This window comes from Nocardia sp. NPDC052254 (assembly GCF_040679495.1).
Lineage (GTDB): Bacteria > Actinomycetota > Actinomycetes > Mycobacteriales > Mycobacteriaceae > Nocardia.
This window is the reverse complement of record NZ_JBFAUW010000003.1, coordinates 414831-440349: the sequence shown is the minus strand read 5'-3', so window position 1 is coordinate 440349 and position 25519 is coordinate 414831. Positions and strand designations below refer to the sequence as shown.

Sequence of the window (25519 nt, the reverse complement as noted above, 5' to 3'; positions counted from 1 at the left end):
GATGTGGGTGTGTCATCGCCGCAGCAGTCCGTGCCACCAGCTCAATCGTCCCACACCGCCGAGGGCGGAACCGATACGGGGCGTGTGATCCGTATCCCTCGGCTCGGCCATCTCGCGGTGTTCATCCTGCTGATCTGTGCGGCGTTCCCCTTCTTCGGCTGGCCCGCGGTGCTGTGGATCCTGTTCCTGATCCCGATCGCGGCGGCCTGGTGGGTCGAGCGCACGCAGACCACGGTATCGGCGGCGGGCCTCGATACGCGCACGGTCTTCGGATCGGGGCATATCGACTGGGCACAGATCAAGGGCCTGCGAATTCCCAAGCGCGGCTTCGTGCGGGTGCATCTGACCGACGACTCCGAGAAGGCCCTGCCCGCGGTGAGTTACGACCGGTTGAAGGACCTGATCGCGGCATCGGGTGGGCGGATTCCGGATCCGTTCGCACAACCGGCTGCGAGTGCCACGGCGCCCGCCCGGGCGGACGAGGCGACCTCCGACAGCGCTGCTCCCGGCGACGCCACCGCCGGTGACACGACTTCGGACGACACGGCCGCCACCGACCCGGCTCCCGGCGGCGTGACCTCCGATGACGCGGCACCCGACGACACCACCCCCGGTAACACCGCTCGCGACTGAGCCGGGTCCCGGACCCGGCGCACCCACTCTCGGCCGTTTCGGCGACACCTGGGATCCGCACTCGATCACTCGGCCCGGACGTGGGATCTTTCACACTCCACAGGCCCGGCTGTGGGGAACAAATCGGGCAGCAGGAGGCGCTGCCCACAAGGTGCGCCCGATCATCGGGCGCACGATCGCCGTGACGAACCGGTCGCGGCGAGGTCCGTGGCCGAAGCCCACCGGTACCGGCCGTTCGGACCGCTCGACGACGTCGCGCGCCGCACAACCCCGCGGCGCTCGGCTCCCCCGCCTCCGGTGAGGACAATCCGGTGACGGGAGTAACGTGACGATGCCGAACAGACACTCTGCTCCTGGCGACCAGACCACTCTGCCGACGACACCTCGCCGACGAGACGCTCAGCGCGCAGGCCGATCAGCCCTCGGCCGCGCGACCGGAGACCAGCCGGACGAGTACGGCCGCGACGCGCAGAGGCGCTGCGACAAGTAGAGCCGCTCCGGCCACCGTGCCGCCCGGCGGCGACGTCAGTTGCCGTCCAGAGCCGACCATCGAGGACCGAATACATGCCACCGCTTCGCTCACGAACCACCACCGCCGGACGCAATGCCGCAGGCGCACGCGCACTCTGGCGGGCCACCGGCCTCACCGATTCCGACTTCGGTAAGCCGATCGTCGCGATCGCGAACTCCTACACCCAGTTCGTGCCCGGCCATGTGCATCTCAAGGATGTCGGCGAGATCGTCGCCGACGCGGTCCGCGCCGCGGGCGGTGTCCCGCGCGAATTCCACACCATCGCCGTGGACGACGGCATCGCCATGGGCCACGGCGGCATGCTCTACTCGCTGCCCAGCCGCGAGATCATCGCCGACTCGGTGGAATACATGGCCAACGCGCACACCGCCGACGCGCTGGTGTGCATCTCCAACTGCGACAAGATCACCCCCGGCATGCTCAATGCCGCCATGCGCCTGAACATTCCGGCGGTGTTCGTCTCCGGCGGTCCGATGGAGGCCGGTAAGGCAGTGGTCGTCGACGGTGTCGCGCAGGCGCCCACCGATCTGATCACCGCCATCTCCGCCAGCGCCTCCAGTGCGGTCAGCGACGACGGCCTCAGCGAGGTCGAGCGCAGCGCCTGCCCCACCTGCGGTTCCTGTTCGGGCATGTTCACCGCCAACTCGATGAACTGCCTCACCGAGGCGCTGGGCCTGGCACTGCCGGGCAACGGCTCCACCCTGGCCACCCACGCCGCGCGCCGCGCCCTGTTCGAGCGGGCCGGATCGGCGATCGTCGACATCGCCACCCGCTGGTACCGCGACGACGACGAGTCGGTGCTGCCGCGAAACGTGGCCAACGCCAAGGCCTTCCGCAACGCGATGGCGCTCGACGTCGCCATGGGCGGCTCCACCAACACCGTGCTGCACACCCTGGCCGCCGCGCAGGAGGGTGAGATCGACTTCGATCTGGGCACCATCGACGAGATCAGCCGTCGCGTGCCGTGCCTGTCGAAGGTCTCGCCCAACTCCGATTACCACATGGAGGACGTGCACCGCGCCGGCGGCATCCCCGCCATCCTGGGCGAACTGCGGCGCGCGGGCCTGCTGGAGACCGACGTCTCCACCGTGCACACCCGCAGCTTCGACGAATGGCTCGACAACTGGGACATCCGTTCGGGCAAGGCCTCCGACGAGGCGCTCGAGTTGTTCCACGCCGCACCCGGCGGGGTCCGGACCACCGTGCCGTTCTCCACCGAGAACCGCTGGTCGTCACTGGATACGGATGCCGTAGGCGGCTGCATCCGCGATATCGAACACGCTTACACCGTCGAGGGCGGCCTGTGCGTGCTGCGGGGCAACATCGCCCTCGACGGCGCGATCCTCAAGACCGCCGGTATCGACGAGGACCTGTTCACCTTCGAGGGCCCGGCCGTGGTGCTGGAGTCCCAGGAGGACGCGGTCTCGGCCATCCTCGGCAAGAAGATCCAGCCCGGCGATGTGGTCGTGATCCGCTACGAGGGCCCCTCCGGTGGTCCCGGTATGCAGGAGATGCTGCACCCCACCTCGTTCCTCAAGGGCCTCGGCCTGGGCAAGGTGTGCGCGCTGATCACCGACGGCCGCTTCTCCGGCGGCACCTCGGGCCTGTCGATCGGCCACATCTCCCCCGAGGCGGCCAGCGGCGGCGCCATCGGCCTCATCGAGGACGGCGACCGCATCCGGGTCGACGTGCACACCCGCGCACTGGAACTGCTGGTCGACGACGAGGTGCTGGCCGAGCGCCGCGCGAAAATGGAAGCGCGGGAACGCCCGTGGCAGCCGGTGAATCGCGAGCGGCCGGTCACCACCGCGCTGCGCGCGTACGCCGCGCTGGCGACGTCGGCCGACAAGGGAGCCGTCCGCCGCGTGCCGTAGCCGGCTGTAGCCGCCTCCCCGGGTTTTCAGCGTGTCGTTGGGCACGGGGCCACTCCGGGTCGCCGGTCTTACGTCAGGTGGTTGTTGCGATCTGGCCTTGCCCGGTGAGTTACCCATGTGCGTCCGAGATCAGTTGTTGCGCTGGGTGAAGAGACCAGTCGATCCCGGACGACCGGGATCGACGATGTGACAGCTGGAAAGGCCGCTCCCGTTGTGGGGGCGGCCTTTCGTTTCGTTGCGGGACGTGGACAGCCGTTCAGTGCGCGAAACGCCCGCTCTCTCGAAGGGAGCGGGCGTTTTCCTCGGGTCACTCGGGAGCAGCCAGCTCTGCGGCGCAGAGTGCTGTGCCTACCGGCGCAGGTGGCGGCTGAGGTCGCCGATCAGATCCATCGTCACCGCGCGTTCCGCGAACGCCCACTGCTCTCCGGCGCGGTGGAAGCGGTCGTCGTAGCGGCCGCTGACGATGGGTTGCAGCGGCAGATCGGTCGTGGCTTGCAGGACCGTGAAATACGATCGGCCCGTTGCGGTTCCCCGGTCCTCGTCGACCTCGATCACCAGGTTGGTGACCAGGTGCTTGGTGCGGGGCGTGCCGTCGTCGTAGCGGATCACGGTGCCGGTCAGCAGCTGCTCCACGGCGGCACTGCCCTCGATCCGCGCACCGCTGCCGCCGAATGTCGCGGTGGCGAACAATTCGCCGACAGCGCTGAAATCGCCTCGGTCGACGAACAGCGCGTAGTCGGCGATCAGGCGTTCGATCGCGCGATGACTGGATGATTCGGCGGCATGCGACATGCGGGCGACTCCTGGAACCGGTGGCGAGCGGGTGTCAGAAGATGCCGACGAACGGGTTGCCGCCGTGCAGGACGAACCACCCGCCGGCCGCCGCCGCGAGACCGAGGATCAGGCAGACGAACGAACCCCAGGACGGGCGGACGGCCCAGCCACGGTTGCGGTCGAAGGACAGGCGACCGGGCCCGGTGAGGATGAGGGTGGCCGCCAGAGCGGCGAGGATCGACTCCAACTCGACTGTCTTGTACTGGAAATCGGGAGCCATCCCCTGCTTCCACAGCCACGCGGTCGAGATGGAGGCGAGGACCGCACCGGCTGCCAGCGGTGTGGCCAGGCCGAGCACGATCAATGCGCCACCGCCGACCTCGGAGACGGTGAGCATCGCCGTGGACAACTCGATGTGCTTCCAGCCGCCCTGTTCGAGCATGTGCCGGGTGCCGTCCAGGCCGGGGCCGTGGAACCAGCCCGCCAGCTTCTGCATCCCGTGGTAGAGGAAGGTGAGGCCGAGGGTCAGGCGCAGCACGAGCAGGCCCAGATCCAGGGTGCCGCGCCGGTATTCGCGTGGGCGACGGAGACGTTCGGTATCGCCGTTGGTCCGCGCCGGTGGGATGCTCGCGAACGCATAGGTGGGCGCCTCGGCGCCCGGTTCGGCCCCTGCCGCAGCGCCCGGTTCGGCGGCCGCCGCAGCGCCCGGTTCGGCGCCCGCCGGCTTCGCCGCGCCCGAGGACGGAACCTCCGGGTCCAGGCCCAGATCGTCCTCGGTGCGTGGAACGTCCTTGCCCGCGGCCGGTTTCACCGAGGGGAATTCACCGGTCGGATTGTCGTAGGGGCTGCGCGCCAACGGTCCGGTCGCCGGCGGCTGCGGCTGGTTGGATTCCGGTGGTTGTTTCGGCTTGTCCGTCACGGGCACAGAGTATGACGGGAAACGCGCGGGTGCGTAGTCCGTTCTCGGCGTGTCCGACGACGGCGGGCGGGATGACCAGTGCCTTGGCCAGGGTGCGCCACCCCCTGCGAGCGCGCGCCGCCGTATTTCCGTAACGTTTGGGCAATGAGTGTGGTTGTCGTCGGCCGTGTCGCGTCGATCCTCGCCGTCACCGCCGGCCTGGTGGCGGGCTGTGCTCAATTCGACGATTCCGCGTCCGGCCCGTTCTCGCCCGCACCGACCATCCAGCCCGAGGGACAGGGCCCGAGCAGCGAACCGAAGGCACCACCCACCGGACAGCGTCCGGCCGGGCCGTGTATCGACCCCGATCCGTCGGTCGTGGTGTCGTGCCTGGACACCACGGGTGGGTTGACGGTGCTGCCGGACGGGCAGCAGGCACTGGTCACCGAGCGCGTCACGGGACGCATTCTGAAGGTCACCGCCGTCGGGCCGAGCGATACGCCACCGCCGCCGCTGGAGGTCACCCGCGTCGATGTCGACGCCGCCGGCGACGGCGGGCTCGGCGATGTCGCGCTCTCGCCGAGTTATGGCGAGGACGGATTGATCTACGCCTACATCACCACCGCCTCGGACAATCGCGTGGTGCGGATCGGCGCGGGCGGTGAGCCGAAACCCATCCTCACCGGAATCCCCAAGGGCGCCGACGGAAATCACGGTTCACTGGCCTTCGTCAGCCCCACCAAACTGGCGGTGCTGACCGGCGACGCGGGCGATCCGGGGTCGGCGAACGATCCGGGATCACTCGCCGGGAAACTGCTCGAAATCGACGATCCGGCCCCGGGCAACGCGAATCCGAAGGTGCTGGCGTCCGGAATCGGCTCCGCCGGCGGAGTGTGCCCCGATCACAAGGACAGCGTCTGGTTCACCGACCGCACCGCCACCCAGGACCGCCTGCAGCGACTGGCCGAGGACGGCACCGTCTCGACCGCGTGGACCTGGCCCGACAAACCGGGAGCGGGCGGCTGTGCCGCCGCCGTGGACGGTGTGGCGGTCGCCATGTCGGGGCTGAAGGCACTGGCCTTCGCCGACGCCGACCCCAAGACGCACGCGGTGACCACGGCACCGACGATGGTCGCGCAGAACAAGTACGGCTCGCTGGGCGGCGCGGCACTCGGCGGGGACGGCAATGTGTGGGTGGGCACGATCAACAAGTCCGGCAACCCCGGACCACTGGACGACCGCATCGTCCGCATCCCGCCGCCGCAGGGTGGCGGCGGTGGCGGACCGGACTGACGGTGACGACGAAGGCCCGGTCCGGGCGGACCGGGCCTTTCCCGTTTCGGTGTGGCGGTGCGCTCAGGCGGCGCCGCAGGCCGCGAGGACCAGCTCGCGCACGCGGGCGGCATCGGCCTGGCCGCGGGTGGCCTTCATGACATCGCCGACGATCTTGCCGGCGGCCTGGACCTTGCCGGAGCGGATCTTGTCGGCGATATCCGGGTTCGCCGCCAGCGCCTTGTCGACCTCGGCCTGCAGCGCGGAATCGTCGGACACCATGCCCAGGCCCTTGGCCTCGACGATCTGTCCCGGATCGCCCTCACCGGCCAGCACGAAATCGACGACCTGGCGCGCGACCTTGGAGTTGATGGTCTTGGCGTCGACCAGTGCGACGACCTCGGCGACCTGCTTCGGCGTGATGGCCAGATCCTCGAGGGTGACCTCACGCTCCTTGGCCTGTTCGGTGAGGTAGTTGACCCACCAGGCGCGGGCCGCGTCCACCGTGGTGCCGGCGTCGACCGTGGCGATGATCAGGTCCAGTGCGTCGGCGTTGACCAGATCGCGGAACACCTCATCGGACAGACCCCATTCGGCCTGGATACGTGCCCGGCGCAGCCATGGGTACTCGGGGATGGTGCCGCGCAGTTCCTCGACCCAGCCGGCGTCCGGGGCGATCGGCTCCAGATCCGGTTCCGGGAAGTAGCGGTAGTCCTCCGCGGACTCCTTGGGGCGGCCGGGCGAGGTGGTGCCGTCGGTCTCGTGGAAGTGCCGGGTCTCCATGAGGATGGTGCCGCCGTCGGCGAGCACCGCGGCCTGGCGACGCATCTCGAACCGCACCGCGACCTCCACACTGCGCAGTGAGTTGACGTTCTTGGTCTCGGTGCGAGTGCCGAATTCCTTGGCGCCCTTGGGCATCAGCGAGACGTTGGCGTCACACCGCAGCGAACCCTGCTCCATCTTCACATCGGAGACGTCGAGCGACTTGAGCACCTCACGCAGCGCGGTGACGTAGGCGCGGGCCACCTCGGGAGCACGCTCACCGGCGCCGGTGACGGGCTTGGTGACGATCTCGATCAACGGCACGCCCGCGCGGTTGTAGTCCAGTAGCGAGTGGCTGGCACCGTGGATCCGGCCGGTGGCGCCGCCCACGTGCAGCGACTTACCGGTGTCCTCCTCCATGTGGGCGCGTTCGATGTCGACGCGGAAGACGGAGCCGTCGTCGAGCACCACATCGAGGTAGCCGTCGGTGGCGATCGGCTCGTCGTACTGGCTGATCTGATAGTTCTTCGGCTGGTCGGGGTAGAAGTAGTTCTTGCGCGCGAACCGGCCCCACGGAGTGATCGAGCAGTTCAGCGCGAGACCGATGCGGATCGCCGATTCGACGGCCTGCTGGTTGACCACCGGCAGCGCGCCCGGCAGGCCGAGGCAGACCGGGCACACCTGGGTGTTGGGCTCGGCACCGAACACGGTGGGGCATCCGCAGAACATCTTCGTCGCGGTGCCCAGTTCGACGTGCACCTCCATGCCCAGCACCGGCTCGTACCGGTCGATGACGTCGGCATAGTCCATCAAGTCCACCGTGGGTGCAGTCATGTCGACCAGTTTAGGGAGCAGCCCCACACGCCCGGCCGTGTGGGGCTTCCCCTCCTGCCCGGATCAGTCGACGGCGATGGCCTCGACGATCGGCATCCGCGCCGCGCGCAGCGACGGCGGAATCGAGCCCAGCAGCGCCAATATCAGCGCGGCGAGCGCGTAGATCGGCAACATGGGACTGGGCCGGTAGACGACGTCGATGGTCATCGCCTGGCCCATCGCCATCGTCGCCAGGTATTGCACCGCCGCACCGACCAGCAGGCCGAGGATCGCACCGGTCGATCCGATCCCGGCCGCCTCGGTGAGCACCGTGCGCAACAGGAATGTGCGGCTGGTACCCATCGCGCGGAGTACGCCCAGCTCACGTCTGCGCTCCAGGACCGACAGCATCAGTGTGTTCAACAGTGCCGCGGTCGACACCAGCACCACGATCCACAGAATCGAACCCGACAGCGACGTGCCCTGTTGCACGCCGCGAGCGACCGCCGCGAGTGCCTCCGGGCCGGTGTCGACGTGCATACCCGGCGCGACCGCCCGGATCGCCTCGATCACCTTCGCCTTGTCGACACCGGGGTCCATCCCCACGCCGAGAACGGTCTCACCGGGCCGCTCGTACCACTGGCGCAGGACGTCCAGATCCATCAGGACGATGCCCGACAGCGCCGAGAAGTACGGGACCACCTTCAGCACCTCGACCGAATGGATCCCGCTCGTCGTCGGCAGTTGGATGCGCGCGCCCTGCCCGACACCCAGCGAACGCGCCACATCACGTGACAGCACCACGCCCTCACCGGTCGACATCCGGTGCAGGACATCGGCTCCCAGACCGTCGAGGATCGAGGACCGGATATTCGACTCGTAGGCCTGCAGCATCACCCGGTCACCGCCGACGGTCGCGAAGGCCATCTGTCCCGAGCCCACCCGGGCCACGCCCGGCACCCGCTGCACCTTCTCCTTCAGATCCGCGGGAAGGAGCGGGCCGGTGGGGAATTGAGCGAGCGAGGTCGGGCTGACGTAGGCATCGCGTTCTCCCAGATCGGAGAACGAATCGGTCGCCGAATCGACGAGATTGGCCGAGGCGCCGCCCATTCCGACCACCGCGGTGACACCGATCATCACTGTCATCGAGGTGGCCCACACCCGCCGCGGCGCCCGTTCGACGGTGGTGGCGCCCAGAGCTCCCGGCGCACCGAAGATCCGGGCGATCGCGGCCGCCATCGCGACCATCGGGCCCATCGCCGCGAAGCACACACCGACCGCGCCCGTGATGGACAGCGAGATCGCGACCAGCGAGACCCGGCCGAGATCCGCACGGGCGATGAAGATCGCCGCGACGATCAGCGCCGCACCGCCGATGAACGAGGCCACCTTCAACCACGGCCCGATCGCGTCGGCCTTGCCCACGCCTACCGGCGCCAGTGCCTCGATCGGCTGCACCTTGTAGACCTGCCGGGCGGCGATGGCCGAGGCGGCGACACTGGCCACCACACAGGCCGCGATCGCGGCCGGAATCGCGTACCACGGCACGATGTATTCGGTGCGGGTCTCGATGGCGGCCATCATGGCCGAAGGGATCTGGTTGATCGCGGTGCGTCCGGCGAAGATGCCGATCACCGAGCCGATCGCCCCGCCGAGCAGGCCGACGACCGCGGCCTCGGCGATCAGGTCGCGCACCATGGGCCCCCGTCTGCCGCCGATCGCGCGCAGCAGTGACAGCGTCGGACGCCGTTGTGCCACCGCCATACTCATCGCGTTGTAGATCAGGAACGCCGAGACGATCAGGGCGGCGGCCGATGCCATCGTGGTGGAGAAGCGCACCAGTTGGATGGCGCCACCGGCCTGAGCGGCGCGCAGACTCGGATCGGCCACCACCGCCCGGCCGTCGACCGCGGCGGTGAGTGCCGAACGCAGCTGTCCCAGATCGGCTCCCGGCTCGGGGACGATCTGGACGGAATCGAGCATGCCTGGGCGGCCGGCGATTTCCTGAGCGATCGGCAGCGTGGCGACCACGAGATGACCACTGTTGATCTTGTGGGCGGTGCCGTCGTCGATCACCCCGGCGACGGTCACCTCGGTCGAACCGAGGGTGAACTTCTCCCCCTCGTGATGCCCCAGCGCGGCGCCGACCAGCACACCGTCCGGCACCGACAGCAGTTTCGCGGCCTGATCGCGCATGGCGCCGTCGACATCGCTGCCGAGGGCCGAGACGGAGGCATCCGCGCCGATCAGCAGGGTGTGCTCCGCCCGGTCGCCGACGCCGGTGCGGATCATCGGCACCGCGGCCTGCACACCGGGCACCTGGCGCACCTTCGGCAGCATGTCCTGGGTGAATCCGCTCTCGGTGATCCCGGAGATCTCGAGCTGGGCCTTACCACCCAGGGCCGCCGTGAGCCGGTCCACCGAACCGGTGACCGAACCGGAGATGCTCAGCACCGCCACCAGCAGACCCGCCGAGACCCCCATGACCGCCATGGACATCGCGGTGCGGCCCTTGTGGGTGAACAGTTCACCGATATTGAACAGCCGCAGCCGATCCCAGCCGGCCGTGATCACGCGCGCACCACCTCGTCGCCGTCACGGACCTCGTCGTCACCCGCCGTGGCGCGCCGGCCGCCGACCGGCTCGTTGGAACCGATGCGTCCGTCGCGCAGTGTGATCACCCGATCGCAGTACTCGACCGCGACCATGTCGTGGGTGACCATCACCACCGAATTTCCGGCACCGGAGATGTCGCCGAGCAACTCCAGAATGGCCGCGCCCGTTCTGGAATCGAGATTGCCCGTGGGCTCGTCGGCCAGGATCAGCGGCGGATCCATGATCAGCGCCCGCGCCACCGCGACGCGCTGCATCTGCCCGCCCGACATCTCGGCGGGACGATGGTCGGCGCGATCGGCGAGGCCGACTCGATCGAGCAGTTCCAGCGCTCGCGGTTTGGCCTTGCGTAATCCGGTGCCGTCCAGCAGTTTCGGGACCGCCACATTCTCCCAGGCCGACAGCGTCGGAAGCAGGTTGAAGAACTGGAAGACGAAACCCACACGGTGGCGGCGGAATTCGGATTGGCGGTCGTCGTCGAGTGCGCCGATCTCCTCACCCCGGAATCGGATCGAACCCGAATCCGGTGAGTCCAGCGCGCCGAGCAGATGCAGCAGCGTGCTCTTGCCCGAACCCGACGGGCCGATGATCGAGGTGAACTCCCCCGCCTCGATCCGCAGGCTGATGCCGTCGAGAGCACGAACCCGCTGGTCGCCCACTCGGTATTCCCTCACGATGTCGGTCAATTCCAACATGGTGGCGGTCCCACCCCTCTTTCTTTCTCCTGTCGGTCCGGTGACGACGCGACTGCATCACATCGCGACCGGTCGGATTGTCGCTCAGCGTGCCAAGGCGGGCTCGCGCCGCCACTGCCGGATCTCGTGCGCATCGAGTACTGCGCGCAGAACCGGCTGTTCAGCAGATAGTTCGGCATACGCCTCGGCCGGCGACTGCCCGTCGGTCAGCGCCTGATCGAGTTTGGCGTTCAGATGGTTGTCCCACCGATACCGCAGTGCGTCGAGCAGTCCGGCGGGGCCGCCGAACAAGCGATCACATTCGGGCAGATCGTGGAACAGGCCGGGAGCGGCTGGATCCGCCGCGGCGCGGGTGAGTACCTCGTGCAGGATTTCGGTCCGAGCGTGCTGGTCTTGCCAAGTCATCGAACTCGTCCCCTCGAGTCGGGCATCCGGACCTCACATCCGGACGCTGTGCGATTCACGCTACGGACGCGACCCTGCCGATTCGTCGTGCCGCGGACGAGACTCGAGGTCCTACCACGGTAGGAGCGTGGGCCCTTTCCGGGAATGATGCGACGGCGCCACGACGGCGACTAGCCTTGGACCATGGACCTGACCAGCGCCCACGGTCGCCGGGGCGGGCCTGCCCGGGCCGGGTCGGCCACTCCGGCGGCGTCGGATGCCCCGGCACAGCCGGAGGCGGACGGTCCGGGGACATCGCAGCCTCCGGCCGAACCACCCGGCGCATTGCCCTTGGCCCTGAGCCGGTTCGGGCGCCGGATCGTCGATCTGATCCACGATCCCGCCGGCACCATGCGCAGGCGCGTCGAGGAGATGTCCTACGGCTACCCGATGTCGGTGGTAGTGACCGCCGACATCGCGGTCATGATCGCGGCGATCGCGGCCGCCGCACTGCGCACCCACTACTTCGCCACCGGGGTGCCCTTCCTGGCGGTGGTGCTGCTGTTCGCCTGCTATCCGGTGATGTTCTTCTTCGATCTACCGCCGAAGCCGGTGGTGTTCGGCCTGTCCGCGCTCACGGCGCAGGCACTGTTCTTGCTGCAGCCGGTCTCGCCCGACTGCTCGTCGCTGGTGCTGACGGTGATGGTGGGCATGATCGCGGCCATCGCCCCGAAGCGGGTCAGCGCGTTCTGGCTGGCGGCCGCGATCGCGGAGATGCTGCTGTTCTACGCCCTCGGCTACGGCGATCGCCAGGTACAGATATACGTGGTCGGGATCGTCCTGGGCTGGATGGTCGGGCTGATGCTGCAGTTCCAGCGGCAGTCGCTCGATCAGGAACGGGAGAACCAGGAGATCCGCGCGGTGCAGGCCGCCGACGACGAGCGCCGCCGCATCGCGCGCGAGGTGCACGATGTGATCGCCCACTCGCTCAGCGTCACGCTGCTGCATCTCACCGCGGCCCGGCACTCACTGGAAACGGACCGCGATGTCGACGAGGCCATCGACGCACTCGGTGACGCGGAACGACTCGGCCGCCAGGCGATGGCCGACATTCGTCACACGGTGGGACTGCTGGATCAGCGCCCGTCCGCGACGACGCCGGAACCGGGACTCGACGATGTCGCCGATCTGGTCGCCGATTTCGTGGGTGCGGGCCTGCCGGTGAACTACACCCTCGCCGGCGACGCCGGATCGGTGTCCGCCTCGACCGGGCTGGCGTTGTATCGGATCAGCCAGGAATCACTGTCCAACATCGCCAAGCACGCGCCCGGCGCCGACGCCACGCTCGAGATCACCGTCACCCATGCCGAGGTGTCGGTGCGGGTACGCAACACCCTGCCCGCCGGACCCGCGCCGCGCACCGGCCGCGGGATGGGAATCAACGGGATGCGCCAGCGCACCACCGCGCTGGGCGGCAGTCTGACGGCCGGGCGGGCCGGTGCGGACTGGCAGGTCAGCGCGCGCATCCCGGTCGAGCGCCCGGACGCGTGCCGGGTCACCGGACTCGAGGATCCGCTGGCGCTGGTGCAGGAGGCGATCACGGCGCTCACTCGTAAGCGACAGGAGGGCATGTGAGCGACACTCGCGCAGCGGCTCATTTGCCCGACCGGGCGCGGGTGTCCCGCAGAACACAGGAGGGCATGTGAGCGACACTCGCGCAGCGGCTCACCTGCCCGACCGGGTGCGGGTGTCCCGCAACATACAGGAGGGCATGTGAGCGACGATCCCGCAGCGGCTCACCTGGACACAGGAGGGCATGTGAATTCGGGCCAGGTGCCGATCACCGAGACCGCGACCACGTCCGTGCTCGTCGTCGACGATCAGGAACTCGTACGCGGTGGTCTGCGCCGCATCCTGCGCCGCCGCGACGGCTTCGTGGTCACCGAGTGCGGTGACGGCGACGAGGTACCGGCCGCGCTGGCCGACCATCGGCCGGATGTGGTGCTGATGGATCTGCGGATGAAGCGGGTCGGCGGTATCGACGCCACCCGCCGGCTGCGCGACCGCGAGGATCCGCCGCCGGTGCTGGTACTCACCACCTTCGACGACGACAACCTGCTCTCCGGGGCACTGCGGGCGGGTGCCGCCGGATTCATTCTCAAGGACTCCCCCGCCGAGGATCTGATCCGTGCGGTGCGCACCGTGGCCGAGGGCGGGTCGTGGCTGGATCCCTCGGTCACCGGCCGGGTCCTGTCGGCCTATCGCACCGCGCGCCCGGTTCCGGCCGAAGGGCACTCCCGGATGCGAGAGCTCACCGCGCGCGAACTCGAGGTGCTCACATTGATCGGCCGCGGCCGGGTCAATTCCGAGATCGCCGGCGAGCTCGGCATCTCGGAAGTGACGGTAAAGAGCCACGTAGGACATATTTTCGGCAAGCTCGGGTTACGGGATCGGGCGGCCGCGATCGTCTTCGCGTTTGACCACGGCGTGGTCGCACCCGGAGAATCGGCGTTCTGAGGGGCAGGCAACCCGGTTCGGCGCCGGGCAGGTTGGCCACCTTGCCCAGGAGTTGGAGGTTCACCGGTGGAAGTGCCGAGATCCCTGGCCGGTACCAGGTTCGGCCCGTACGAGGTGCGTTCGCTGCTCGGTCGCGGCGGTATGGGTGAGGTGTACGAGGCGTTCGACACCGGCCGGGATCGCGTCGTCGCGCTGAAGGTGCTGCCCGAACAACTCGCGATGGACCCCGCCTACTCGGAGCGTTTCCACCGGGAAACCCAAGCGGTGGCCGGGCTGGCCGAACCGCATATCGTTCCGGTCCACGATTCCGGTGAGATCCGTGGCGTCCTGTTCGTCGACATGCGGTTGGTGCGCGGGGAGAATCTGCGCACGCTGTTGCGGCGTCAGGGCCCGCTGGCACCGGACCGCGCGGTCGCGATCGTCGAACAGCTGGCCGCCGCGCTGGACGCGGCCCATGCCGCCGGTCTGACGCATCGCGATGTGAAACCCGCCAATGTCCTGGTGACGCCCTCGGATTTCGCGTATCTCGCCGATTTCGGTATCGCCCGCAGCGATGGCGAATCCGCGGTCACCACCGCCGGCCACGCCGCCGGCACCTACACCTACATGGCGCCGGAGCGGTTCGATTCCGGCTCGATCACCGCGCGCGCCGACATCTATTCGCTGGCCTGTGTGCTCTACGAATGCCTCACCGGCGCGACGCCGTTCTCGGCGCAGAGCGTCAGCGTGCTGATCCGCTCCCACCTGTCCGAACCGCCACCACGTCCCAGCGCCGAACGGTCCGATGTCCCGGCGGCGTTCGACGCGGTGATCACGCGCGCGATGGCGAAGGCACCGGCCGATCGGTACCAGACCGCGAGGCAGTTCGCCGGGGCGGCACGGGCGGCGCTGGCCGCGGGCACGCGAACCACCGCCCCGGACTCCGTCATCGATCCACCCACGACGATTTTCGGCGCGGAACTGCTCGCGGACCCGCCGCCCGCCGCGGAAACCCCACCGGCCGAGACCTCGTCCTCGTCCTCCGGACCGACCGCGGCCGAGGTCGCGGCCGCGGGTGCGAACGACTATCGCCGCGCACCGGAACCGACGACGTTCCAGCCGTTCGGCCCGGAGGGGCCGACCATCGCCGCGCGGTTCCAGCCGCGCGGCGGCGACGCCGGGGACACTCCCGCCGCGGCACCGTCTTCCACTCCCGCGTCGACAGAGGCGAATTCTGCTGCCGCGCAACCAATTCCGGAAGCCTCGGCGACGTCCAGGAGCGACAGCGCCGGTGCTCCCCCGGCGACCTCTCCCGCTTACGAGACCACCGGAACGCTGCGCATCATCGCGCCGGCGAGCACGGACGAGCAGGACACCACCGGCGATCTGCCGGTGATCCAGCCGTCCGGCGCCAGCTCGGTGCGGCCGGGTGAATTCCACTTCGACCAGCTACGCGAAGACGCACCACCGGCTCCCGCCACCGGTCGGCGGTCATCGGTGCCCGTGCGCCCGGCCGAGCCGGCCCGCGTGCACGGCGCCGGCGGCGGCCATGACGAACCGCACGAGGCCGGCGTTCAGGATTCCGGCGGCGATCCCCGGACCCAGCTGCTGGATCCCGCACAGTTGCGCAGCACGCCCCGGACCGACCCGTACTCCGGCTACGGCGCCCGGACGCCGGCTGCCGAGACCGGAGCACCGGGCGGCGACACCCAATTCCTGGACGTGTCGCAGCTCGGCGCGGGAACCGGTAAGGACGGCGACACCCAGTTCCTCGATATCGCCGGGTTGACCGGGGAGCGATCCTTCGACGACGGCGGCTACGACGAGGCCCGCGCCGACGACTCGCAGTACGACGATGCCGAGTACGACCGCGACTACGACGATGCCGGCTACCGCGACTACGACTACGCGGATTCGCGCGACGGCACCGACGACCGCGGCACCGGCTACCGCGATGACGACTACGACGACTCCGACGAAGGTGTCATCCGGCGCTACGAGGACGATCTGCGCTACGCCGAACCCGCGGCGCGCACGGACGATGACGACGACGAGTTCGCCTTCGCCGCAGCCGATTACGACGACGACGCGGCCACCACGCGATCCCGTTCGGTCCGGGTCCCGGTGGTCCTGGGCGTCTTGGGTGCGGCCGTGGTCGTCGGTATCGGCGTGGTCTGCTGGCAGGTGTTCGGGTCTTCGCCGAGCACCGATCGACCGGATGCGGCGGCCGCCCCGGTCACCGCGGCCCAGCGCTCGGGCGCGCCCATCGCGCAGCCCACCACGAAGGCCTCGCCCACCACCACGACCGGCGGCGCCGCGGCCCTGCCGGTGGGCGCCAGCCCGTGCTCGCAGACGACTGCCTCGGCGGACAGCTCGTTCGGCAAGACCGCCACCGGCTCCTCGGTCACCTCCTGCGGATTCGCCGAAGCGGTGCGCCAGGCGTATGCCGAGACCGCCGAATCCCACGGCGCGACCAGTGCGGCGAGCGCCGATGCCAGCACCTCGATCATCGCGGTGAGCCCGGTGACCGGCCGGTCCTATCCGATGACCTGCACCAGTTCCGGAAAGGTCGTCACCTGCACCGGTGGCGACAATGCGGTGGTCTATGTCTATTGACCCGACGCCCTTCGGGCGCCCGGGTTTGCGGCGGTTGTTCACGGCAGGTTTGGCACTTCTCGTTTCGGCATGTTCGGCACACAGCGTGGCGGTCGGCACCGACCCGATCGCCTCTGGACCGGTCACGGAAATGGTTCGCCCGGCACCGGTTCCCGACAAGGCGCTCACACTCCCCGGCGGTCTCGTCGCGGATTTCGCGAAACTACAGAGCGAACTCCCCGGGCACATGGGCCTGGCGGTGACGGCCGTCGGCAGCGACCGGGTCCTGACCGTCGGCGACTGGAGTACCGGAATCGCCTGGTCGACGATCAAGGTGCCGCTGGCGCTGGCCGCCCTGCGCCGCGATCCGATCGGCCTGGCCGATACCGCACGCGCGGCGATCACCGAATCCGACAACGATGCGGCGCAAGCACTCTGGATCGCGCTGGGCGGTGGTGAGCCCGCCGCGGAGGCGGTGGAGGCGGTGCTGCGCGAGGCCGGTGACACCACCACCGATGTCGCCGATCGGCACGATCCGGATGCCGCCCAGGCCATCGACGACCCGATGGTTTTCGGCGCCACCCCGTGGAGCCTGGTCGAGCAGTCGCGCTTCGCGGCCCACCTGCCGTGCCTGCGCAACGCGTCCCGGGTGATCGATCTGATGCAGCAGATCACCGAGAGTCAGAGCTGGGGCCTCGGCTCGTTCGTGGGCGCCGAATTCAAGGGCGGCTGGGGCCCCGACGACGAGACCGGGGCGTATCTGGTCCGCCAGTTCGGCCTGATCCCGACCTGGTCCGGGCAGGTCGCAGTAGCCATTGCCGCCCAACCGGACTCGGGCAGCTATGACGACGCGATCACGATGATGGACCGGATGTCGGCGGTGGTGGCCAAACATGTCCACGAACTGCGCGGCGGTGAGTGCACGGCGTGAACGGACCGGCGTCGCATATGCGCCGGTGGCGGGCGATCCATTTGACCAGCGCCCCGCGACCGCACAGAATTCCACGTCTGACGGGTGGTGTCGTTACGGGCCATCCGGAGATGTGGAGGTGAACGGGTGCACGCATCACACCGGCGGCAGCACCGGCCCAATTCGCCGAGAATGAAGCGGGCCAAGGGTTTTCGTTGTACGGCGGCCGTGGCCGGGCTGATGGTGCTACTCGGTTCGGCGGCGTGTTCCACCACCGCCGACACCACGGAGACGACCACGAGCTCGGCGGCCGCCTCCGTCGCGGCCGCACCGGCCACGATGTTCGCGCTACCGGGATCACTCGCCGCCGATTTCACCGATTTGCGGCCGAGCCTGAACGGCCGGGCCGGAATGGCCATCATGGCGGTGGGCGGGCAGCGCATCGCCCAGATGGGCGACTGGAACTCCGGCCCGGCCTGGTCGACGATGAAAGTCCCGCTGACCCTTGCGGTTCTGCACACCAACGGCAATACCGGCACTTATCAGATGTCGGCCGCCATCACCGAATCCGACAACTCCGCCGCCGACGCCCTGTGGCAGTCGCTGGGCACACCCGATGTGGCGTCCCAGGCGGTCCAGGCGATACTGCGCGAAGGCGGCGACAGCAAGACCACCGTGCCACCGAGCCGATCCCGCGCCGAGTACTCGGCCTTCGGGCAGGCCGACTGGGCACTGGGCGACCAGGTGCGCTTCGCCGCTCAGCTGCCCTGCCTGCGCGACGCCGACACGGTCACCTCACTGATGGGCAAGGTGGTCTGGGGGCAGCAATGGGGCCTCGGGCATCTCGAGAACACCCGGTTCAAGGGCGGCTGGGGTCCCGACGGCAGCGGCAGCTACCTCGTCCGGCAGTTCGGCCTGGTCACCACGCCGAACGGGGATGTCGCGGTCGCCCTTGCCGCACAGGCGAATTCGGGCACCTTCGATGATGGCACCCAGATTCTCAACCAGATGTCCGGCCTGCTGACCAAACATCTCGGCGATCTCCCCGCCGGCCGCTGCGCGCCCGCGCGCTGATCACCCACCTGCGGTAGCAGGTTGCTGTAACCCATGGTTAACGGGGGCGGGGCTGCGGTGCGCGGCTGGACGCGGCAAGATAGCGGCATGCGCATCGGAGTCTTGACCGGAGGCGGGGACTGCCCAGGCTTGAACGCGGTCATCCGAGCTGTCGTCCGCACCGCGAACGGCCGCTACGGGGACGCGATTGTCGGTTTCCAGGACGGTTGGCGCGGCTTACTGGAGGATCGCAAGATCCAGATCCAGAACGACGACCGCACCGACCGCATCCTCACCAAGGGCGGCACCATCCTCGGCACCGCACGGACCAACCCCGAGGTACTGCGCGAGGGCCTGGGACGGGTCAAACGCACCCTCGACGACAACGGCATCGACGCCCTGGTGCCGATCGGCGGCGAAGGCACCCTCACCGCCGCGCACTGGCTGTCCGAAGAAGGGGTGCCGGTGGTCGGTGTCCCGAAGACCATCGACAACGACATCGATTGCACCGATACGACTTTCGGCCACGACACCGCGGTCACCATCGCCACCGACGCCATCGACCGGCTGCACACCACCGCCGAATCGCATCAGCGCGTCATGCTGGTGGAGGTGATGGGCCGGCACGCGGGGTGGATCGCGATGAACTCCGGAATCGCCTCCGGTGCGCACCTGACCCTGGTCCCCGAGGTGCCCTTCGACGTCGACGAGGTGTGCACCATGATCAAGCGCCGGTTCCAGCGCGGCGACTCACATTTCATCTGCGTGGTGGCCGAGGGCGCGAAACCGGCGGAGGGCGCGTTCCACCTGCGTGAGGGCGGGGTCGACGAATACGGTCACGAGCGGTTCACCGGGGTCGCGCATCAACTCGGTGTGGAGATCGAACGCCGGATCGGCAAGGAGGTCCGCACCACCGTGCTGGGCCATGTGCAGCGCGGCGGTTCACCCACCCCCTACGACCGGGTGCTGGCGACCCGGTTCGGCCTGCACGCCGCCGAAGCCGTCCATCACGGGCACTTCGGTCAGATGGTCGCCCTGCACGGCACCGAGATCAGCCTGGTACCACTCGCCGAGGCCACCAAACAGCTCAAGCTGGTGCCCGGGGACCGGCACGCGGAGGCCGCCGCCTTCTTCGGGTGAACCGGGGTCAGCCGACCGCCGATTCCGGGACCCGTGCCGATTCCGGCACCGGCACGGTATCGGCGAGGGCGGCCGGTTCGCGGGGCTCGTCGGCACCCGACCGGCTGCTGCGATCGCGGTAGCGCAGCAGCGCCCACAGCAGCACCGCCTCGGCGATCGCGGTGAACACGGTCAGGAACTGACTGAAGTAACTGGCGAAGACGTTCACCACGGTGAGCGATACGACGCTGGTCCAGATCCCCAGGCGCACACCGCGATCCTCGTTCCCGCGCAGCCACGCGACCGCCCCCGCGACACAGCCGATACCGACCACGGCCTCGGCGATGGCCGCGATTCCCAACCCCGACAACGCTTTCCAGCCGTGCCCGTCGGTGACATCGAGCATGTGGTCGAGTTCCGACCAGGGTGAGGACCAGCCGGAGATGACGACCACGGCCAGCACCAGCCGTAGCAGCGTCCACAGTCCGTGGCCCAGCAGTACCGTGATGAGCAGCACCCGTACCAGCGGCAACGGCAGCAGCCGCCGCTCGGCGCCGCGGGCGATGCCCAGGGCGCGAGCGGTCAGCGGTGGCTCGGTATCGCACGGCACCGCCCGCAGGTAGGCGCGCAGGGCCGCCGCCAGCTCGCGGCGCGGTTCGTCGAGCCGGTCCACCCGCACCAGATCCAGTTCCGCGAGCAGGGTTTCGCGCCTGCGGCGGGTCATCCGGGCCGACACCATATCGCCGACCTCCTCGGTCAGCGCGCCGAGCATCAGGTCCGCCGATCGCAGCCGCCGGCTCGCCGCGTAGCGCGCGGCGGCGACGATGATCAGGAAGGCCAGGTAGATGATCGGTGCCGCCAGTGGAAAGAAGTAGTCGTTGTCGGCGGTGATGAACTTCCCGACCTCGTCGATGAACAGGCCCAGCCCCACACCGGCCAGGATCGCCGCCCACACGATGGCCGTGCGCCCGGACGACATCAGTTGCAGCACACAGGAAATCACCAGCAGCAGACCGCCGAACAGGGCGTGCGCGATGTGATAGGTGCTACCACCGATCTTGGGATATCCCGAGGCCATCAGATAGAGCCGGGTGATCACGACCGTCATCCCGAATCCGATGGCCATCAACGTGACCAGGCGCCCCGCATCGGGCCGCCACTGCATCCTCATCCGCGTACCGGGCACGGGATTCACCTTTTTCCCACTAGGACATCGGCAACTTGTTGCACCAGGTATCGAATTCCTGGTACGTCTTCCCCTTCTGCAATACCGTCCAGTACTGCTCGTGCGCGATGATCAGGAACCGTGACCGGGTGTCGTCCCGGAAGGCGATGACCTTCCAGAATTCATTGGGGACAGCCGAATCCGAGGTCCGCCACATATAACTGTTGTAGCCGACGCCGTCGTCGCTCACGCCGAAACCCTTGGTGTTGTCCGGAAGCCCGGAGATCACGGTCTGCACATCGGACCGGGAATCGTAGCCCAGCACAGCGTAAGCGGGTGTGCCGGAGTTCCCCCAGCAGTCATAGGCCAGTTTCCAGGAGCCGAGGCGCAGATCGGTGGCAGCGGTACCCGGCGTGCGCAGGTCCTTCCCGTCGTGTTCGGTGTAGCAGACCTGATCGTCGTATCCGTTGCCGCCGAAGGAGCTTGCCTTCTGCACCAATTGCGGGAACGCCGACTGCATCGCATCGGCATCGCCCTTCGAGCTCTTGTGGGTCACCACGACCACGACCGTGACGACGATCGCCACCGCCACCATCGCCGCGACGATGGCCGCCGCGATCAGGCCACCCGACCGTTTCCGTTGTGGCGGTGGATAACCGGGCGCGGGACCGTATCCCACGGGCGGTCCGGGCGGTCCCGGATAGTGTGGCGGCGCGGCCATCGGCCCCCGCATCGGTTCCCGTGGCGCGTTCGCGGCGCCGACATGCGGCAACCCCGATACCGGCGGAGTCGCCAGCACCGCGGCCGGGGCACCCGGCAGCTGCGCACCCGTCGTCCCGGCGGCACCGCCCCGGCCGCCGGTCGAGAAGTGCTGCTGTCCGCCGCCCGCCCCCGTGGGCATCACGCCGGCCGGTCCCATCGGATGCGAGCCCGCCCCGGAGATGACCGTCGGCGCCGCGCCCGGCACCGATGCGGGCGCCATCGGAGCGGTCAACGCCGTGCGGGCCGCGGCCGCGAATTCCCTGCAGTTGCCGAACCTTTCGGCGGGGCGCTTGGCCATGGCCCGCGAGAGCACCGCGTCCATCGCCGGGGACAGCCCGGCGCGGCGCGCGCTCGCCGGCGGGACCGGCAGTTGCAGATGTCCGCGGATCACCTCGGTGGGATGTTCGGAGTCGAAGGGTCCGATGCCGGTGAGCAGCCAGTACAGCGCGCAGGCCAGCGAGTACTGGTCGGAGCGGTGGTCGAGTTCGGCGCCGGTCATCTGTTCGGGTGAGGCATAGGCGAGGGTCGCGGTGAACATCCCGGCCTGGGTGAGGTGCGTGGAATCCTCACGCAGCCTGGCGATTCCGAAGTCGGTCAGGAACACCCGCTCGCCCTTACCGCCGACCGCCCGGGCCAGCAGGATGTTCGCGGGCTTCACATCGCGATGCATCACACCGTTGTCGTGCGCGTAATCCAGTGCGGACGCGACACCCTCGATGATCTGCACGGCCCGCTCGAGCGGCAGCGACCGCGGATTCACCCCCGCGGCGTCGATGCCGTCCACATACTGCATGCAGATCCACAGCTGATCGTCTTCCACCCCACGGTCGTAGACGGCGACGATGCCGGGATGATCGAGCTGCGCGCACAGATCGGCCTCCCGCTCGAATCTGGCCCGGATCTCGGCATCGGTGTAGAGCTCGCGATTGAGCAGTTTCAGAGCGGTCAACCGGGGCAGCCGGGGATGCCGTGCCAGATAGACCGACCCCATCCCACCCTGACCGAGCATTCGCTCCACGGTGAACCCGGCAAATACGTCACCGTTGTTCAGCACCTACGTTCCCCCTTCAGGCAACCACCAGGTCGCGATCCTACCCGGGGTGCTCAGCCTGGTGTGACCAGACCGGATTCGTAGGCGATCACCACGGCCTGTGCGCGGTCGCGAAGATCCAGCTTGGAAAACACCTTGGAGACATGGGTTTTCACCGTTTGCTCGGCGACGAACAACGCCTGCGCGATCTCGGTGTTGGACATACCCTTGGCGATCAGTTCCAGCACCTCCCGCTCCCGGGGAGTCAGCGAGTTCAGCGCCGGAGCGGGCCGGGGACGGGCGCGGCGCCGGGTCACATCGGCGATCAGGCGTCGCGTCACCGTCGGCGCCAGCAGCGCCTGCCCCTCGGCGACCACCCGCACCGCACGCACCAACTCGTCGGCGGGTGCGTCCTTGAGCAGGAATCCGCTGGCCCCCAATCCCAGCGCCTCGTAGACGTAGTCGTCGATGTCGAAGGTGGTGAGCATGAGCACCCGCACGGGCGGTTCGAATCCGGCGTCCAGGATGGCGCGCGCGGCATCGAGACCGTTCATCTCGGGCATGCGCACATCCATCAGCACCACATCGGGGCGCAGTCGCTTGGCCTCGGTCACCGCGACCACACCGTTGGGTGCGTCGCCGATGACACTGATATCCGGCTGGGCGGCCAGCAGCGCCCCGAATCCCTGCCGGACCATCGCCTGGTCGTCGGCAATCAGAACGGTGATCGACATCCGGGCCTCAGATGAATCTGACGATCGACAGCAACCCCGCGACGAGGCAGTAGATCGCGAACGGCAGCAATGTACGGGTCTTGAAGAACCGCTCCAGGAAACGCACCGCCAGCCAGGCCGCCACACCCGCGACGATCGCTCCGACCAGTGCCTGGCCGTGGATACCCGCGGCCTGCGGACCGGCCAGCTCCGGCAGTTTCAGCACACCCGCGGCCAGAATCACCGGGGTGGCGAGCAGGAAGGCGAATTTCGCGGTGTCCTCGTGATCGAGACCGCGCAGCAGACCGCCGACCATCGTCAGCCCGGACCGGCTGAAGCCGGCCAGCAACGCACCCGACTGGGCCAGACCGATGCCCAGGGCGTCCTTCACCGACAGTGCCGCGAGCCGTTGGCTGGACTCCACCTCGACCTCGTCCTGGGTGGTGACACCGTGGGCCCGCGCCTCTTGCCTGGCCTCGTCCGCGGCGAAGCGCCGGCCGTATTCGGCGAGGCTGGGGGCGTTGCGCCGACGCAGGCCCTCACCGACGATCAGCACCACGCCGTTGAGGGTGAGGAAGATACTCGCGTAGATCGGTGTCGCGAACATGGTGCGCAGCGGATGCTCGAGCAGGAGGCCGAGAATGCCCACCGGAATGGTCGCCAGCACGATCAGCCAGGCCAGTCGCTGGGACGAGGTCTCGACGCGCCGGGTGCGCAGCGTCGTGACGAAGCCGATGATGATGTCGCGCCAGTCCCGCCAGTAATAGCCCAGCAGCGCGATCGCCGTGGCGACGTGCAGGGCCACCACGAAGGCCAGATACGGCGTTCCGTTCTCGGAGTCACCGTCGGTGACCAGCTTTTCCCAGCTCCCGCCCAGCCAGGCCGGAATCAGCACGGAATGGCCGAGGCTCGAGATGGGGAACAATTCGGTGACGCCCTGCAGCGCGCCGATGACGATGGCTTGGAAATAGGTGAGCATCGCCGCTAAGTGTTACACGAGCGCGGCCGCCACCCCATGCGTGCACCATGTCGCACACCTGCGAATCTCTTCGCGCTGACGCCAGATTCGGACATACGACGCAAGACCGGTGCGCTCATCCGGACAAGCCCGGCAGCGCGGTGGCCGGGACCGCGATCGCGGCGCCGATCGGCAGTCGGGCATACACCTGGAATCCACCCTCGGACCGAGGGCCGGCCACGAGCATGCCGCCGATCGATTCGGCACGCGCGCGCATCCCCGCGATTCCGCTACCACCGGATGCCGAGTCCGATTCCGGAGTTCCGGACCCGGCCTCGTTACCGACGAGCAGTTCGACCGATTCCGCGCTCACGGTGATCGTCACCGTGACCGGAGCGCCGGACGCGTGCCGCGAAACGTTCGACAGCGATTCCTGCACGATCCGATACAGCGCCAGCCCGGCGGTGTCCGGGATCCCCGACAGCGGGCCCTCGATCGTCCACTCGATCGGCACACCCGCGCGACGCACGCCGTCGAGCATCGCCACCACATCGGCCGCCACGGGCTGCGGTGCGTGTTCGGGCAGCTGCCCGTCGCTGCGTAGCACGCCGAGCATGCTGCGAACCTCGTTGAGCGCCTCGCGCGCGGAGGCGCCGATGGCCTCGAACTCCGCCTGTGCCGCGGGCGAGACCTCCGCGACCCGGTAGGGCGCGGTCTGGGCCTGCACCACCACCATCGACATGTGGTGGGCGACCACATCGTGCAGGTCACGGGCGATGCGGGCCTTCTCCTCGAGGATCGCCCGCCGGGCCCGCTCCAGCTCGTTCTGTTCCTCCTGCCGGACCAGAGCCTGGCGTGACAGCACCAGCCAGCGCACCAGCAGACCGAATCCGACCAGGCCGGTCATCGCCAGCGGCCAGCCGAAACCGGCCTCGGCGAAGGAGTCCCCGCTGCCCGCCATGGTGGTGGCGAACAGCAGCGAGGACGAGACCCACGCGATCAGGACGACCTGGATCGGGGCGCGCACCGCCACCGCGAACAGCAGGACGAACAGCACCAGGATGTGGACCACCTGGAAGGGCAGGTCGTTACCCGGCTGGTGCGGTATCGCCAGCGTGATCAGCAGGGCGGCGCCCGCGGAGATCGCCCACCCGAGGGCCGGATTGACACGGACCAGGGCCAGGGGGAACACCGCCAGCGCGGCGATGAACGGCTGTGCCGCCGCCGGGACCTGGTGGGTGATGTGCAGGGTCGGCCAGCCCACCGAGAACAGCGTCACGAGGGCGACGAACGTCACGATGTCGATCCACAGCCGCGCCCGGGCGGGGGTACGCGCGGTCGTGCCGATGCGCCGCGCCGTTCGTGTCACCCATGTCATGGTGACGAGCCTAGAAAGCTCGCGGCGATTCGTCCTCACCCCGAAGTCCGACATCACACCCCCTACCGGGGTATGACCCGCGCCGCGCCG

The 25519-nt window shown here is 68.8% G+C and carries 20 protein-coding genes; 9 read left to right on the top strand and 11 right to left on the bottom strand.

The features are described 5' to 3' along the window. The first annotated feature begins 84 nt into the window (after nt 1-84). Together AB0L57_RS10660 and ilvD are read left to right on the top strand one after the other, a co-directional pair. Nucleotides 85-633: a PH domain-containing protein gene (locus tag AB0L57_RS10660; protein ID WP_364959865.1), complete on the top strand. Its 549-nt coding sequence runs from the start codon at nt 85-87 to the stop codon at nt 631-633. Nucleotides 634-1197: 564 nt separating this feature from the next. Then, entirely contained in the window at nt 1198-3039 is a 1842-nt protein-coding gene (ilvD, locus tag AB0L57_RS10655; protein WP_364959863.1) for a dihydroxy-acid dehydratase, read from the top strand. A 348-nt stretch (nt 3040-3387) separates the two neighbouring features. Here the strand turns inward: ilvD and AB0L57_RS10650 are convergent, their stop codons facing one another. Both AB0L57_RS10650 and AB0L57_RS10645 read right to left on the bottom strand, forming a co-directional pair. Beyond that, nucleotides 3388-3831, bottom strand: coding sequence for a nuclear transport factor 2 family protein (locus tag AB0L57_RS10650; protein WP_364959861.1), 444 nt, complete (start codon nt 3829-3831; stop codon nt 3388-3390). Between the two features lie 34 nt (nt 3832-3865). After that, nucleotides 3866-4732: a DoxX family protein gene (locus tag AB0L57_RS10645; RefSeq protein ID WP_364959860.1), complete on the bottom strand. Its 867-nt coding sequence runs from the start codon at nt 4730-4732 to the stop codon at nt 3866-3868. A gap of 144 nt (nt 4733-4876) precedes the next feature. Here AB0L57_RS10645 and AB0L57_RS10640 point away from each other — a divergent pair, with 144 nt between their 5' ends. Beyond that, a complete protein-coding gene (locus AB0L57_RS10640) occupies nt 4877-6004 on the top strand; it encodes a PQQ-dependent sugar dehydrogenase (protein WP_364959858.1) in 1128 nt (375 codons plus the stop codon). 63 nt (nt 6005-6067) lie between these two features. Here the strand turns inward: AB0L57_RS10640 and gatB are convergent, their stop codons facing one another. The 4 genes from gatB to AB0L57_RS10620 all read right to left on the bottom strand — a co-directional run bounded on the left by gatB (nt 6068) and on the right by AB0L57_RS10620 (nt 11271). Continuing rightward, nucleotides 6068-7579 carry an Asp-tRNA(Asn)/Glu-tRNA(Gln) amidotransferase subunit GatB gene (gene gatB / locus AB0L57_RS10635; RefSeq protein WP_364959856.1) on the bottom strand — a complete coding sequence of 504 codons (1512 nt, stop codon included), beginning with the start codon at nt 7577-7579 and terminating at the stop codon, nt 6068-6070. Between the two features lie 63 nt (nt 7580-7642). Next, nucleotides 7643-10132: an FtsX-like permease family protein gene (locus tag AB0L57_RS10630; RefSeq protein WP_364959854.1), complete on the bottom strand. Its 2490-nt coding sequence runs from the start codon at nt 10130-10132 to the stop codon at nt 7643-7645. Then, nucleotides 10129-10866 (bottom strand): ABC transporter ATP-binding protein, encoded by a 738-nt coding sequence (locus AB0L57_RS10625; RefSeq protein WP_364959852.1) that lies wholly within the window; start codon nt 10864-10866, stop codon nt 10129-10131. Before AB0L57_RS10625 ends, AB0L57_RS10630 begins: the two co-directional genes overlap by 4 nt. Nucleotides 10867-10950: 84 nt before the next feature. Next, entirely contained in the window at nt 10951-11271 is a 321-nt protein-coding gene (locus AB0L57_RS10620; protein WP_364959850.1) for a hypothetical protein, read from the bottom strand. 183 nt (nt 11272-11454) lie between these two features. On the opposite strand from AB0L57_RS10620, the gene AB0L57_RS10615 reads away from it, so the two are divergent. The 6 genes from AB0L57_RS10615 (at nt 11455) to AB0L57_RS10590 (ending at nt 19444) form a co-directional block, all read left to right on the top strand. Further along, nucleotides 11455-12885, top strand: coding sequence for a histidine kinase (locus tag AB0L57_RS10615; RefSeq protein ID WP_364959848.1), 1431 nt, complete (start codon nt 11455-11457; stop codon nt 12883-12885). A gap of 228 nt (nt 12886-13113) precedes the next feature. Next, a complete protein-coding gene (locus tag AB0L57_RS10610) occupies nt 13114-13767 on the top strand; it encodes a response regulator transcription factor (protein ID WP_364960557.1) in 654 nt (217 codons plus the stop codon). 66 nt (nt 13768-13833) lie between these two features. Continuing rightward, complete coding sequence (locus tag AB0L57_RS10605; protein ID WP_364959846.1) at nt 13834-16362, top strand: protein kinase; 2529 nt, start codon at nt 13834-13836, stop codon at nt 16360-16362. 130 nt (nt 16363-16492) lie between these two features. Then, nucleotides 16493-17272: a hypothetical protein gene (locus tag AB0L57_RS10600; protein ID WP_364959844.1), complete on the top strand. Its 780-nt coding sequence runs from the start codon at nt 16493-16495 to the stop codon at nt 17270-17272. Between the two features lie 126 nt (nt 17273-17398). After that, nucleotides 17399-18325: a hypothetical protein gene (locus AB0L57_RS10595; RefSeq protein WP_364959842.1), complete on the top strand. Its 927-nt coding sequence runs from the start codon at nt 17399-17401 to the stop codon at nt 18323-18325. Between the two features lie 87 nt (nt 18326-18412). Then, nucleotides 18413-19444, top strand: a complete 1032-nt coding sequence (locus AB0L57_RS10590; RefSeq protein ID WP_364959840.1) for an ATP-dependent 6-phosphofructokinase — start codon at nt 18413-18415, stop codon at nt 19442-19444. Between the two features lie 7 nt (nt 19445-19451). Here the strand turns inward: AB0L57_RS10590 and AB0L57_RS10585 are convergent, their stop codons facing one another. The 5 genes from AB0L57_RS10585 to AB0L57_RS10565 all read right to left on the bottom strand — a co-directional run bounded on the left by AB0L57_RS10585 (nt 19452) and on the right by AB0L57_RS10565 (nt 25429). Then, nucleotides 19452-20609 carry a hypothetical protein gene (locus tag AB0L57_RS10585; RefSeq protein ID WP_364959838.1) on the bottom strand — a complete coding sequence of 386 codons (1158 nt, stop codon included), beginning with the start codon at nt 20607-20609 and terminating at the stop codon, nt 19452-19454. A gap of 19 nt (nt 20610-20628) precedes the next feature. Next, nucleotides 20629-22404, bottom strand: a complete 1776-nt coding sequence (locus tag AB0L57_RS10580) for a serine/threonine-protein kinase (protein ID WP_364959836.1) — start codon at nt 22402-22404, stop codon at nt 20629-20631. Nucleotides 22405-22454: 50 nt separating this feature from the next. Further along, complete coding sequence (locus AB0L57_RS10575) at nt 22455-23114, bottom strand: response regulator transcription factor (protein ID WP_364959834.1); 660 nt, start codon at nt 23112-23114, stop codon at nt 22455-22457. Nucleotides 23115-23121: 7 nt separating this feature from the next. Further along, nucleotides 23122-24072: an undecaprenyl-diphosphate phosphatase gene (locus tag AB0L57_RS10570; protein WP_364959833.1), complete on the bottom strand. Its 951-nt coding sequence runs from the start codon at nt 24070-24072 to the stop codon at nt 23122-23124. A gap of 115 nt (nt 24073-24187) precedes the next feature. After that, on the bottom strand, nt 24188-25429 hold the full coding sequence (locus AB0L57_RS10565; RefSeq protein ID WP_364959832.1) for a sensor histidine kinase: 1242 nt from the start codon (nt 25427-25429) through the stop codon (nt 24188-24190). Nucleotides 25430-25519: the final 90 nt, after the last annotated feature.